This window comes from Nostoc sp. FACHB-892 (assembly GCF_014698795.1).
Lineage (GTDB): Bacteria > Cyanobacteriota > Cyanobacteriia > Cyanobacteriales > Nostocaceae > Nostoc.
This window is the reverse complement of sequence record NZ_JACJTR010000003.1, coordinates 200,234-215,026: the sequence shown is the minus strand read 5'-3', so window position 1 is coordinate 215,026 and position 14,793 is coordinate 200,234. Positions and strand designations below refer to the sequence as shown.

Genomic DNA, 14,793 nt, shown 5'->3' with positions numbered 1-14,793 from the left:
ATAAACTCCTCATTTACTTGGGCAATCGATACTGTCAGGAAAGAGTGGTTGAAGATAACCAATCAAAACTTGTTTAGTCTGTGCTACTAGTTGCCGTCGTAGGTGATCGTCTTGTGCGAGCGACATTAACTGAAGCGCCCCCGCAATTTCTACACTGACTAAAGCTACTAAATGCCGTTGTTGTGAATTCATTTGCGGTTGCCGTAAAGCAAAGAAGTTATCTAATTGCTCTACAATCTCATGGTCAACTCGCTGATTTACTGCCTGCAATTCGCCAGATATTCGCGATCGCAGCATAGTTACCCGACAACCTGGTTGAGTAGTATAAAATTTATCAAAGTCTTCAATTGCTTCACTCAACAATATTGCTAAGGGGTAATTAATCGTTGAGGGATTAAACCTAGCGGCAAATAACTCTCGCATTTGCTGTGCATATCGCTCTGATAGCGCATGAACAATAGCCTCCTTATCAGGGAAAAAGCGGTAGAGTGAACCAATTGAAATATTTGCCTGCTTTACAATCAATTCGGTTGAAACCGCTTCATAGCCTACTTCTTCCAATAACTGAGCAGCTATATCCAAGATTTGATTAACCCGTTGGCGACTGCGGGTTTGTTGCGGTAATCGACGAAGTGTTTCGGGATTGTGAATCCTGGAAGACATGAATTGGTTAGGAGTAAACACGAGCAAATATCATATTATCACTATAAAACACGACAATTATTCATTTTTTGATATCTAGTTTTGGCGAAGAAACAATTTCGGTCGTTCAGCCTCAAAAAGCCCCTCTGCTCCTTCTTCCCCTCAAGCTTGTGAGAAATGCGGATCTGGCAAATTCTCATACTATTTTTTTATGAAGCTACGCCAATTTTTTTGGCTTCTAGTTTCTTCTTTTGTTTGTGTCCTACCTTGCAGGAAGCATCGTTTCTTTAAAAATTGTTAGAGAAACTTTATCAAATCCTTGCACAAAAGGCTCTCCACTCCCATATCACTCTGGAAATTAACAGGACTCTACCACGACATCTCCATAAATTTTTGGCATTTGTTGTAAAAAAAGCAACACATTTCAGAATATTTACTGAAGTGCATTGCCTGTGTAAAGGTTAGTTTTAATACATGAGTTCCCAAGGCTCAGTTACACCGCGTACAACAAGTTCGACGAAGTTGTTACATTAGTTCCCTTAAGTTAAGGGGTAAACCTACTAAAGTTTCAACCAATTCAAGTTTGACCACTCAACAAACGCAGAGAAGACACGAAATGTCTCCGGCTTTGCGCTGTTTATTGCTGAGAACGTACTACCAATTCACCTTACACATATTCGGAGTAAAACAATGGCTGGCAAAACATACTACGTTTCTGGAACAGGTAATGATAAAAATGATGGCTCGAACCAGAAAGCCGCATTTCGCACTCTCCAAAAAGCTGGGGATTTGGTGAAAGCAGGTGATACCGTCTACGTGATGAATGGTACTTACACAAATCCTTATGCAAACATTTTAAGTATCGACAATAAAAATGGTAGTGCCAATGCGCCGATTACTTTTAAAGCATTGTCAGGGCACAACCCAGTTTTAGTTACAGATAAACATAATTGGAATGCCATTTCAATCACTGGTTCTTCTTATATTAATATTGAAGGATTGACGCTCAAAGGTGCGCGAGACAAAATCACACTAGCTTACGCACTCAAAGAAAAGACAAATCTAAATAATCCCGCCACCTCTGGGAATGGCATCAACATTACTTATAGTCAAGAAGATTCCAAAAAGCGATCGCATCACATCACAATCAGCGACAACAAGGTTTCTAATTTTCCCGGTGGTGGAATTACAGCTATTGAAGCAGATTACATTACCGTAAAAGATAACGTTGTTTCTGGAAATGCCTGGTACTCACCTTTTGGAGCTCAAGGAATCTCAATGTTGCACCTGTGGAATTCTGATAAGAATACCAAAGATTACAAAATAGTTATTGAAGACAATACTGTTTTCGATAATAAACAATTGGTTCCCTACTACGCTGTAGGAGAAATCACAGAAGGACACGGCGTAATGGTTGACCGTGCCTATATTGGTAGTGATTCCTATAAAGGAAAAGTCCTAATCAGCGATAATCTAATCTACAAGAATGGTGGTTCAGGTATCCAGCTTTTCAGAGCGGATAATCCCATAGATGTCTTGCACAACACGACCTACAAAAACTCTCAAGTTTTGACAACAGGTGAAATATTCATTAACAAAGCTAATGACGTAGATGTAGAGAACAGTATCTTTGTCGGCAAAGGTGGACAAGCCATTAACCCGATTTCAAAATCCACAGGTTTCTCTTTTGAAGATAACCTTGTTTACAATGGCAGTTTCAAAAATACAGGAAGCGGAAGCGGTAACATCATTGGGAAAGACCCTTTATTTGTTAACCCAGCAAGCGGTAACTTTGATTTGCAAGCCTTAAGCCCTGCAATTATAGGAGGAACAACATTAGGAATTATTGATTAGAGAGTAATTTAGATTTATTGCTCCGCTTAAAATTTATGGCAAAGTACTACATTGCTGGAATAGCTAAAGTGTGGTATTGGATTGATTTTCGTCAAAGTATTATTTCAGTGATGCAAAATCTAAAAAGCAACAAAAAAACCTATCCTTTATACAGGTTGGGGACATAGACAAAACATACTATATTCCATGAGCTAGTGATTATCCTCGATAATGCCAGTTTCCATAAAAGAAAAGATATCTTAGCTCAGATTGAGGTAAAAACGCCAAATATTATCCGGTAATTCTTACCAGAGTCCAGTCCAGATTATAATTTGATTGAATTAGTTTGGCATTCAGCAAAAGAATTATTGCCGTTGATTTTGATTAGACCAAATTGGCAGTTTATTGACTTTTTCAAATGTTAATTCTACATAAGTTGTTTGGCTTTGTCCAATTGTTGTTGTACCAAAATAGCCTTGAGAGCCACTATGAGCATGAGGGCCTGTTTTCAGAAGTGTATAACGTCCTTGAAGACGAGCTTGATTAAAAGGTGAGCCTACTGTAATTGGCCAGCGTGAAGCAAATACAATTTGGCTAATATCTTCAATCCAGTCTCGACTACCTACGAGTTGGTACACATGGTCAACTTTATCAAAGCCTTTTTCGCCATCAAAATCACCACCTATCGAAACAACAATTAATTGAGCATTTAGCCACTGTTCGAGATCAGAAACTGTACCAAGAGCAACTTGCACTCCACCACTGGTTCCAACTAAAATTATTTTCAGCCCTTGTTTAGGACGTTTGGATAAAGGGTATACGGCATTCATACGATCAACGATCGCATTCGCAATTCCCAAGTTATAAATATGTCCATAACGGTCATCGGCAGAAATAGCAAACCGCCAGAGATTACGGATTTTAATTAAAACATCTGTATTAGAGAACAAACCATCGGCTTTTTCAGCTGCACTCCACAGAGGTGCTAATAACCGTTGCCCTTCTAAACTTTCGTTAGCAGCAGAGTAAGGAAAAACATCCCGCACTGTTACACAATTACGATGAATTTGCTCTAATTTATTTAAAAAAAATTCTTCACCTGGAGTTAATTGGTTGGCGGAAAAATCTCCTACTCCTGGTAAAAAAACTATATAGCAATCAATATTTCTCGATTTGTCAACTTTCAGTAAAGGGTTATCCCTGGGGAACTTTTTCGTTGAATTTTTCTTAATCCCCAAGCTTTCAGAACTTTGACTCAACCACCATACCAATGTTCCCACAGGGGCAAAAGTTCCCCAGGCAAGAAGTATTATACCTGCTAAAACCAACAGCCTTAATGTTCCACTTTGCAACCATAGCAGTATTTGTCCGCCAATCCTACGCATTTGAGATTATTGTTTTATATAGTTGATAAATAAAATAATTTTGAGCTTAAAGCTTTGATTTTTAATTATTTATTCTATAAAATTCTACTTTTTGTAATTTGTCATCCCTCATTAGTTAGAAAAAATGAGCAGTAATAATAAATCAAGGCATGGTTTGTGTCATACACTTCGGTATGCTCTAGCTTTGAATGGCGACTTTTATGAAAATGCTCGCAATACACAGCAAAACCAGAGGTTAGCTCTAAGTATTGTAATTCTAGCTGCTATTTCTCATGCCATAGGTAGTGGCGTAATTTTATTAATAAATCGAGCTACAGTTTTTGTACTTTTGGCAGGTCTTTTGATTGATGCGATCGCTATCATTGCAGGATACTATTTTTGGACATTCACAATTTTGAAGATTGGGCAATGGCTCAAACCCATCGATCCTACTTACGGTGACTTACTTATTCCTATAGGCTTTGCCTATGCACCGCAAGTACTAAATTTTTTAACTCTCATTCCCTTACTAGGACGACCAATTGAGCTTATATTGGCGTTGTGGAGTTTATTGGCGGTAATTGTCGCAGTACGCCAAGGGTTAGATATTACTACTCAACGAGCAACATTTATTTGTTTAGTAGGCTGGCCGTTAATTCAAATTGCGATCGGTTTTGTACAAGTTTTGGAGCAACAATTGGTAAGATGGACAAGCTGAGAGGCATCCTACCCGCAGGGAACGTAGAGAAGCCCATTGCGAATTGGGTTTATTGTCTGACATTCCATGAATCTAATGACAGGTGTGGAGTGGGAGCTTACTAAAATTGTTAGTAAATCATTTTGGAAAGATTTTTCCTGATTAGAAATTTACAGCAATTATGGGGTTTTGTATGAATTAAGATTCGATTAATGCTGTAGCAACAATCCTTCATCAGTATCCAAAGCTGCGAGGGGATTTTCTATATCTATTGATGAAACAATAGCTTCTAGCTTGTCACAACTTGAGCGCACTAAACGCAAACCGGCATCTAATGAAAGTTGAGTTGTTGTTGGGGTAAAGTCTTGCAAGATGCTGGCTTCTATCGTCTGATACTGATCAAGGTTTCTGCTGAGTTTTGCCAGAAAATCTGCTCCTTCGCCACCAACAGCGCTGGCAAACTGCAAAATGGAATCGACGTAAGCTCTAACTTTGGGGTTTTTAATTCCTTCTGTAGCTGAGGCTAAGAGCAATTCCCCTGATAGATATTCAAAATCTGGTACATACAAGCGATTGCCAACTAGTTCAAATATCTGCATTCCTTTAGATGGTCTTACTGTTAACTTCTCATGCCTGACTCGATCAGCTAATTTTTCTAGTAATGTAATTACAATTAAAATTACAGAGGGAAAGTTGCTATCTATACACCTGATTTCTACTGTGCCAAGTTTGTTGAGTCGAACTGGATTCCAAGCTGACTTGAGTAAGCTAACTCCCGTTTCTTTGAACAGGTTCGCTTCAATTAAGGCTTTTTCCATCGCTTGCAGCCAAGCATAATAACGAGCGAACTGCTGCTCAACTAAACCTTCAACACTTTCGGCATAAGGCATAAGTCCACCGACAGGTTGTAAATTAGTATAAACTCCCTCCCAACCGAAGGTTTCGCTACCTCGATAACGAATTGTATGCACGGCTAGTCCTAACGCCTGTCCTTCATAAAAAGGACACGCCCGCGTCAGGGAAATAAGTGCAGAGTCGCAAGCTGTAGCTAAATTATAGATATTTAATAGTTCTTCTCGCTCAACTGATGTCGAGTTATAAGATACTGCAACACGAGGGTCAATTACCCCAGGCGGGACTTCCAAATGCAGGTGTGTACCTGTACATTTCCCGGCGTGCAAAAATTTTGAAATGCCGACAGTTTGCGCTTGGATATGGTAATTAGGGTGATCTCGCATAACTGGCATAGTAGGCAAAGGATAGCTAGACAGAGGGTAAAGGCGTAAACCCATCTGTTGCGCTACAGCGATCGCCAATTTGAGATTTTTGAGATAGACTCTCGCTAGTTCCTTGGCAGTGTCAGCAGGAGGTGTGTTAATTTCTACCATGCTTTTAACGAACTCTGCCACAAAGTAATTTGGGTTTAAACCTTGTGCTTGAGCTTTGAGGTGACAACTCTTTAAAAACTCATCGGCGCGATCGCTCAAGCTACCAGCTTCATCTACCAGAAAAAATTCTTGCTCCAGACCGATACGACGCTTAACTATCGCCATCTAGACCTCCACAAGGGTAATCCGCCATAGCCTCAATATATGTAGCTTAAAGGATAAAGTTACCGCAAGACAAAACCGATTTGAGCCAATTGACTTGGAAAATCGTAGAGTGAAACACACTCCCGCCCTTGGTCATCAGTAATAATTTCCCTTTAATATGTCAAAAATTAATAATAATTTCCAGTTTAAATCACAGTAGGATTTAGAATTGAGATAAATCTAATAAAATAGAAATTAAAAATCAGCAGTGTAGGATCATAACATTTCAAATAACGATAGTAGAGTAGGTAGGTAACATTATTTCCCCTAAACATATAATAAACGAGCAAGAACCGCTCACAACTACCTTGTAATTATTTGCATGAAGCAGTTTAACATTTATAATTAATCCTTTTTAGTATCACAATAAGTTTTTTGTAGCTAATTTAAAAATTTAGCTCACTTAAGTTGCAATATAAATATGAATATTACCCTTACCAATTACAACTTCATCAAAGTTATTCATGATGGTAGAAATACTTGTCTTTATCGGGCTTTTAAAGAGCCAGAAAGAACCTCAGTAATTATTAAAACTATAAAAGCTGAGTATCCTACTAGAGAACAAATTGCCTACATCAAGCATGAGTATCAAATACTGCAATTTTTGCAGATAGACGGAGCTATTCAACCCTTAGGTTTAGAAAGTACACAAAATGGTGTAGCACTTATCTTGCAAGATTTTGAAGGAGAGACGCTCAAAGATATTATTAGCACGCCTAATTTGGAACTCAACAATTTTTTGCAAATTGCTATTCAATTAGCTGCAACACTATATCAACTACATCAAAATAATCTTATTCATAAAGATATTCAACCTCATAACATACTCATCAATCCCAACACAGGTCAAATAAAGATTATTGACTTTAGCATTGCATCACGCCTATCTAGAGAAAATCAGATAGTTAATGATTTCAATTTGCTGGGAGGTAGCCTAGCTTATATTTCGCCTGAGCAAACTGGGAGAATGAACCGCTCAATAGACTATAGAACTGATTTTTACTCATTAGGAGTGACATTGTACGAAATGTTAACTAGCAAGCTGCCCTTTGTCGCAGATGATCCTTTAGAATTAGTTCACTCACACATTGCTAAAATTCCACTCCCGCCTCACGAATTAAATACCAAAATTCCGGTAGCAGTTTCCGATATTGTCATGAAATTATTAGCTAAAACTGCTGAGGAAAGATATCAAAATGCTTTAGGATTAAAAGCAGATTTAGAAGTATGTTTACATCAATTAGAAACGACTGGTAAAATTGAAAATTTTGCTATTGGTCAACTTGATTTATCTAGCCGTTTTCTTATTCCCCAAAAACTTTACGGTCGAGAACGAGAAGTTGCGGAATTGATGAATGCTTTTGAGCGAGTTAGCTCTGGCGTAACTGAGTTAATGCTAGTTAACGGTTATTCTGGAATTGGTAAAACTTCGTTAGTGAATGAAGTTCATAAACCTATTATCCGGCAGCGTGGTTATTTTATTTCTGGAAAGTTTGATCAGTATAAACGTAATATTCCTTATGCTTCATTAATTCAGGCTTTTCAAGAATTAATGCAACAGATATTAACAGAAAATGCTGAAAAGCTATCAAACTGGAAAAAGAAACTTTTAGAAGCGGTTGGTGTCAACGGCCAAGTTATTATTGACTTTATTCCTGAACTTGAAAAAATCATCGGCTCTCAGCCTGAAATACCACAGCTAGGAATTAACGAAGCTCAAAATCGCTTTAATCGATTATTTCAACAACTTATTTATGTATTTTCTCAAGCCAAACATCCACTAGTAATTTTTCTGGATGACTTACAGTGGGCAGACTCAGCTTCTCTTAAGCTAATTCAACTGCTAATTAGTGACCCTGAGAGTAAATATTTTTTAATAATAGGAGCATATAGAGATAACGAGGTGAGTCCAACTCATCCATTAATACTAACTCTAAAAGAATTAAAAAAATCTAGTGTAAATGTCAATAATATTGTTCTCCAACCTTTAGATATTTATCATATAAATCAGTTAGTTAACGATACACTGCGTAGTTGTCTAGAGAATTCAGATAACCTAGCTAATTTAGTCTTTAGTAAAACGCAAGGAAATCCATTTTTTGTAACTCAGTTACTCAAATCTCTTTACCAAGATAACTTGTTATATTTTAATTTTAACACAGGTTTTTGGCAGTGGGATATTGAAATTATCAAAGATATTGATATTACTGATAATGTCGTTGAGTTAATGGTTAATCAAATTCAAAGACTATTACCAACAACACAGGAAGTTTTAAAATTAGCTGCTTGCATTGGTGATAAATTTAGTTTAGATATTTTAAGTATTGTCAACCAAAAATCTTTGTCGGAAACGGCTAAAGAACTATGGGAGGCTCTGCAAGCAGGTTTAATTTTACCTATAGATTCATCTTATAAAATACCTTTGGTTGTTAGTGAGCAGCTAGAAGAACAACTGATAATAGAGCTAATAGAGCAAGAACAGAAAATAATTGCATACAAGTTTTTGCACGACCGTGTACAGCAAGCATCTTATTCTTTAATTCCAGATATTAATAAGAAAGAAATTCACCTAAAAATTGGACAATTACTTCTTCAAAAGAGTTCGCTTGAAGAGCGAAAAGAAAATATTTTCTATTTAGTAAACCACCTAAACTATGGCAGAGATTTACTAACTTCAAAGTCAGAGAAATATGAGTTAGCTGCACTCAATCTCATAGCGGGACAGAAAGCGAAAGCAGCAGCAGCCTATGAGTCAGCTATGCGCTATTTCAAGGTAGCTTTGAGCCTATTGACAGCTTCTAGTTGGAATCAGAAATATGAACTTACATTAACTTTGCATCAGGAGGCAGCAGAAGCGGCATTTCTTAGCGGTGACTTTGAGCAAATGGAGATATTAGCTGAAATCGTGCTACAACAAGCTAAAACGCAACTGGAAAAAATCAAAGTTTATGAGTTGCGTATCAAAAGTTGTGAAGTGCAAAGAAAATTAATTGAAGCAGTGCAGCTTGGACTAAAAGTTCTAGAAATGTTGGGAGTAAAACTCAATCACTCACCAACTCCATTAGATATTCAGGAAGCTATTCAAGAAACTACAAACAATTTAGCGGGCAAAGAAATAGAAGATTTAATTAATTTGCCTTCAATGACAGATATTCATAAGCTAGCAGCTATGAGGCTTATATCAAGTTTAGTTCCTGCTGCCTATCAATCTGCACCTGCATTATTTATTTTGATGGCTTGCCAACAAGTAAATTTATCTATTAAAAATGGAAATACGCCTTTTTCGGCTAGCGGTTTTGCTGATTATGGAGTGGTTTTTAGCGGCTTATCACAAGATATTGAAGCTGCTTATCAAATTGGACAATTAGCTTTAAATTTATTAGAGCGGTTAGATGCTGTTGAAGTTAGAAGCCAAGTCTTATTTAAAGTATCAACTTTTATAATCCATTGGAAGCATCATGTTAGAGATACTTTACCACTTTTAGAAGATGCTTACTCTAGCGGATTAGACTCTGGGGATTTAGTACATACTGGATACTCAGCTAGCAATAAGTGTCAATATTCATACTGGAGTGGTTCGGAATTAAAAAGCCTAGAACAGGAAATGGCAAGATATAGCAAGTTGATTGCTCAAATTCATCAAGAGACTGCCCTGAAATGGCATCAAGTATTTCACCAAGCAGTTTTGAATTTAATAGGATTATCTGAAAATCCTTGCCATTTAATTGGTGAATCTTACAATGAAGATAAATTATTAAAACTGCATATTAAATCAAACGAGCGAACAATAATACACTATGTATTCCTTAATAAACTAATTTTATGTTATCTATTTGGTGAATTTACTCAAGCTTTAGAAAATTCTATTAAAGCAGAACAGTATTTAGATGGAGTGACAGGCTGGTTAAATGTGCCATTATTCCATTTCTACGATTCTCTAGCACAACTTGCAATCTATCCATCGGCTTCATTCGGATCTCAAGAAAATCTTCCAGACAAAGTGAAAATTAATCAACAAAAAATGCGAAAATGGGCAGACCATGCACCCATGAATTTTCAGCATAAATATGATCTAGTAGAAGCAGAGAAAGCACGAGTATTAGGTCAATATTGGCAAGCAATGGAATATTATGACCGAGCCATTGGTGGAGCTAAAGAACAAGGATACATCCAAGAAGAGGCTCTTGCCAATGAACTAGCAGCAAAGTTTTATTTTGAGTGCGGTAGAGAAAAGGTAGCTCAGGCTTATCTCGCTGATGCATACTATGGATATATGCGCTGGGGAGCAATAGCAAAGCTTAGAGATTTAGAAATAAAATATTCTAAAATTTCTGCCCGGCTGTTAGAGCAAAGAACGTACAGCCCTAATCAAAGCCCACTTGTTCAATCATTAAATTCAAGTATTAGTAAACCTTTTGACTTAGCAACATTTATCAAAGCTTCACAAGCACTTTCTGGAGAAATAGTTTTTGAAAAGTTGCTAGCTAAATTAATGCAAATTGTGCTAGAAAATGCTGGTGCAGAAACAGGATTTTTGATTTTAGAGAGAGCAGGTAATTTATTTATCGAAGCTTCAGGTAGATTTGGTCAAACTGAAATAAATGTGCAGCAATCAACCCCTGTAGAACTGAGTCAGCAATTACCTATATATATAATTAATTATGTACATCGGACTCAGGAACATATTGTACTCAGCGATGCTACCTGTGAGGGAAAATTTACGACAGATAGCTATATTGTTCAGCACAAACCAAAATCTATTTTATGTAGCCCAATTATTCATCAAGGTAAGCTGTTTGGTATCCTTTACTTAGAAAATAAATTGATTGCTGGGGCATTTACACCGGAACGATTAGAAGTTTTACAACTTTTATCATCACAAGCAGCTATTTCGTTAGAAAATGCTCGTCTATATAATGATTTAGAAGAATATAATCGGACGTTAGAAATAAAAGTTAAAGAGCGCACTCTAGAATTACAAGATAAAAACTTAGAATTACAACAGCAAATTAGCGAACGGCAAAAAGCTGAAGAAATAGCCGCATCTGCTAACCGTGCCAAGAGTGAATTTCTCGCTAACATGAGTCATGAACTCAGAACCCCGCTCAATGGTATTTTGGGTTATACTCAAATATTCCAGACAGATACATCTTTAACTCCTCAGCAAAGGAATGGCGTAAATATTATTCATCAGTGTGGTGAACATCTACTAACATTAATTAATGATATTTTAGACATCTCCAGAATAGAAGCTCGAAAAATGGAGCTTTACTTACAAGAGTTTAATTTATCAGCTTTTTTAGAAGGAATAGTAGAAATTTGTCGGATTCGGGCTGAACATAAGGGAATCAGCTTAATTTACCGCCCTTTATATCCATTACCTAGTTTAGTTCGTGCCGACAATAAACGTTTACGTCAAATTTTAATTAATTTACTAAGTAATGCAGTTAAGTTTACAAAAAAAGGTAGCATTACTTTTAAAGTAGGCTATGTAAATCAGGATAGAGACTGGACAATAAATACAGGTAGCCTGGCAGGCCAATTATCAAACTCCAAAATTAGATTCCAGGTAGAAGATACAGGAACTGGTATTGCTTCAGAGCAATTAGAAGAGATATTTTTACCTTTCAAGCAAGTAGGTGAAGATAGCTTAAAGATAGAAGGAACCGGATTGGGTTTGACTATTAGCCGCCAATTAGTTCAAATGATGGGAAGTGAATTATATGTTACAAGTGAATTAGGTAAAGGCAGTGTTTTTTGGCTAGATTTGGAATTACCAGAAGTTTTTCAATATACTAAAATTGCTGCTAATGAACTTAACATCATTGGTTTTTTAGGGACTAAACGCAAAATTCTTGTAGTGGACGATAAATGGGAAAATCGGTCTGTATTGGTTAATATCTTAGAACCTTTGGGTTTTGAAGTTCTAGAAGCAACTGATGGTTTAGATTGCCTTCATAAAGTTCCTGAATTTCAGCCAGACTTGATTCTTATGGACTTGGTAATGGCAAGAATGGATGGATTTGAAGCTACGCGTCGCCTCAGAGCCTTACAAAACTTTCAAGAAGTGATAGTGATTGCCATTTCAGCTAGTGTATTTGAATTTAATCAACAAGAAAGTCGCAAAGTAGGGTGTGATGGTTTTCTGCCAAAACCAATTCAAAGAGTAGAACTTTTAGACAAGTTACAGGTTTACTTAGGGTTAGAATGGGTATATAAAGATCAAGGTAAAGCAAAAAAGATAAAAGACGAAAAGAAAAGTCTTACTAATAGTTTACACTTGACATCTCAGGCTCCTATTATACCTCCTTCAGCAAGCGAACTGACAATTTTGCTAGATTTGGCTATGCGGGGGAATTTAATAAGCATTGCTGAACGAGCTGTAGAACTAGAAAAAATAGATGAGAAGTTGCAACCTTTTGCTAGTCATTTATATCAACTGGCTAAAGGTTTTAAAGGCAAACAAATATTAGAGTTTATTCAAAAGTATTTTGGGGCTATATGAAAAATGATTCTAATAAATCTAGTGTCATTTTAATCGTTGATGACACTCCTATCAATTTAGAAGTACTTTATGATTTTTTAGGCAAAGCTGGATTTACGGTTTTGATTGCTGAAGACGGCGAAAGTGCGATCGCTAGAGCTGAATATGCCCCACCAGACTTAATTTTGTTAGACATCCTCATGCCGGGAATGGATGGTTTTGAAACTTGTCGGTTGCTGAAAAAGAGTGGATTAACGCAAGATATTCCGATCATTTTTATGACTGCACTTTCCGAAACCGTGGATAAAGTCAAAGGCTTTGAACTGGGTGCAGTCGATTATCTCACTAAACCGCTTCAGCACCAAGAAGTCTTAGCTAGAATTCAACTCCATCTCAAGTTACGATCTCTGACAAAAACCCTGCAAGAACAAAATTTACGCTTGGAAAATGAAATTGCTGAACGCTTACAAGTAGAAGAAAAAATCCGCGAACAAGCTGCTTTACTAGATATTACAAGCGATGCAATTCTTGTCAAAGATTTTGATAATCAAATCCGTTTCTGGAACCAAGGAGCAGAACATTTGTATGGCTGGAAAGCTACGGAAGTAATTGGTAAGAGTGTTAATCAAATTTTATATCTACCAGAAACCTTGTCTCAAATCCAAGATATTTATGCAAATATAGCTAAGTCTGGTTTCTGGCATGGTGAATTACACCAAGTTAATAAAAAAGGGCAAGATATTATTGTTGCCAGCCGTTGGACTTTAATGCGCGATCGCAACGGGCAAGCAATATCGATTTTAACAGTAAATACTGATATTACCGAAAAAAAGCATTTAGAAACTCAAGTTTTACGGGCGCAACGTCTAGAAAGTATTGGCACCCTAGCTAGTGGCATAGCTCATGATCTGAACAATATACTGACTCCGATTTTAACGACAGCACAATTGTTACAGATGAAAATGCCCGATACTGATGAGCGTAATCAACAGATGTTAAAAACTATAGAAAATAACTCTAAACGTGGGGCTGCTTTAGTCAAGCAAGTCTTGCAGTTTGCTCGAGGAATTGATGGTCAGCGTACCGTTGTGCAAATGAACCATTTATTTTCAGAAATTCAGCAAATTGTCCAAGAGACTTTTCCGAAATCGATTGAATTGACAGAGCATATTCAGCCTGAACTTTGGGCTGTAATTGGTGATGCAACGCACCTACATCAGCTACTGATCAACTTAGTAGTTAATGCTCGTGATGCTATGCCCGAAGGTGGCCATATCGAAATTTCTGCGGAAAATCTCTTGATTGATGAAGATTATGCACGCATGAATCTGGATGCCCATGTTAGTCCTTACATTGCTATTACTGTTGCAGATACAGGCATGGGGATGCGCTCAGAGATTATCGATAGAATCTTTGAGCCGTTTTTTACTACTAAAGAGATTGGCAAGGGTACAGGATTGGGTTTGTCTACCGCCAAAGGTATCATCCAAAGTCATGGTGGTTTTGTAACTGTGACTAGTCAAGTCGGCAAAGGTACGGAATTTAAAGTTTACTTGCCGGCAGTGGAAGTAGCAAAAACGCCCCTAGTAGAAGACCTGGAGTTATTTAAAGGTAATGGAGAATTAATTTTAGTTGTTGATGACGAAACCAGAATTTTGGAAACTACTAAAATATTATTAGAAGTTTACAACTACAGAGTACTGACAGCTAGTAATGGGATTGAAGCGATCGCGCTTTATGTTCAACACGAAGACGAAATAAGCGTAGTGTTGATGGATATGATGATGCCCTTAATGGATGGTGCAACTGCTATCACTACGTTGCAAAAAATTAATTCCCAAGTCAAGGTTGTGGCTGTTAGCGGTCTGAACGTTAGTGAGAAACTGGCTAAGATACCTGGAGTTAAAAAGTTTATTGGTAAACCATATACGACCAAGGACTTGTTGCAGACTTTACACAGTATTCTTGTGCAGAAATCCACAAACCCAAACTTATGTACTGCACCTAGTAAAACACTTTTTAAGTAGTCACTAGGCAAGATAAATCAGCCATACCCAACAGCAACAGCAGGAGCAAGAAATATCACTACAGGGAGATGGGTATGAAGTTATTTTTGAGGATTATCAACTGAGTAAATCTAAACAACCAAATTGTCTGGAGCAAGAGAATTATATCCTAGTC

Annotated in this window: 7 protein-coding genes and 1 pseudogene; 5 read left to right on the top strand and 3 right to left on the bottom strand. The window is 37.2% G+C overall.

Annotated features, from left to right (window positions below):
* Positions 1-9: 9 nt before the first annotated feature.
* Positions 10-663, bottom strand: a complete 654-nt coding sequence (locus H6G96_RS05730; RefSeq protein ID WP_190910542.1) for a TetR/AcrR family transcriptional regulator — start codon at positions 661-663, stop codon at positions 10-12.
* A 669-nt stretch (positions 664-1,332) separates the two neighbouring features.
* Here H6G96_RS05730 and H6G96_RS05725 point away from each other — a divergent pair.
* Both H6G96_RS05725 and H6G96_RS41145 read left to right on the top strand, forming a co-directional pair.
* On the top strand, positions 1,333-2,496 hold the full coding sequence (locus H6G96_RS05725; protein WP_190910541.1) for a right-handed parallel beta-helix repeat-containing protein: 1,164 nt from the start codon (positions 1,333-1,335) through the stop codon (positions 2,494-2,496).
* A 188-nt stretch (positions 2,497-2,684) separates the two neighbouring features.
* Positions 2,685-2,846 (top strand): annotated as a pseudogene (locus tag H6G96_RS41145) (transposase); the annotation flags it as partial.
* On the opposite strand, the gene H6G96_RS05720 reads toward H6G96_RS41145, so the two are convergent.
* A complete protein-coding gene (locus H6G96_RS05720; RefSeq protein WP_190910540.1) occupies positions 2,841-3,860 on the bottom strand; it encodes a hypothetical protein in 1,020 nt (339 codons plus the stop codon). The pseudogene H6G96_RS41145 and the gene H6G96_RS05720 overlap by 6 nt on opposite strands.
* Positions 3,861-3,984: 124 nt before the next feature.
* Between H6G96_RS05720 and H6G96_RS05715 the strand changes: the two genes are divergently transcribed.
* Positions 3,985-4,557, top strand: coding sequence for a YIP1 family protein (locus tag H6G96_RS05715; RefSeq protein WP_190910539.1), 573 nt, complete (start codon positions 3,985-3,987; stop codon positions 4,555-4,557).
* Between the two features lie 188 nt (positions 4,558-4,745).
* Here the strand turns inward: H6G96_RS05715 and H6G96_RS05710 are convergent, their stop codons facing one another.
* Positions 4,746-6,089: a glutamate-cysteine ligase family protein gene (locus H6G96_RS05710; RefSeq protein ID WP_190910538.1), complete on the bottom strand. Its 1,344-nt coding sequence runs from the start codon at positions 6,087-6,089 to the stop codon at positions 4,746-4,748.
* 460 nt (positions 6,090-6,549) lie between these two features.
* Here H6G96_RS05710 and H6G96_RS05705 point away from each other — a divergent pair, with 460 nt between their 5' ends.
* Together H6G96_RS05705 and H6G96_RS05700 are read left to right on the top strand one after the other, a co-directional pair.
* Positions 6,550-12,633: a hybrid sensor histidine kinase/response regulator gene (locus tag H6G96_RS05705; RefSeq protein ID WP_190910537.1), complete on the top strand. Its 6,084-nt coding sequence runs from the start codon at positions 6,550-6,552 to the stop codon at positions 12,631-12,633.
* Positions 12,630-14,639, top strand: a complete 2,010-nt coding sequence (locus tag H6G96_RS05700; protein WP_190910536.1) for a response regulator — start codon at positions 12,630-12,632, stop codon at positions 14,637-14,639. Before H6G96_RS05705 ends, H6G96_RS05700 begins: the two co-directional genes overlap by 4 nt.
* Positions 14,640-14,793: the final 154 nt, after the last annotated feature.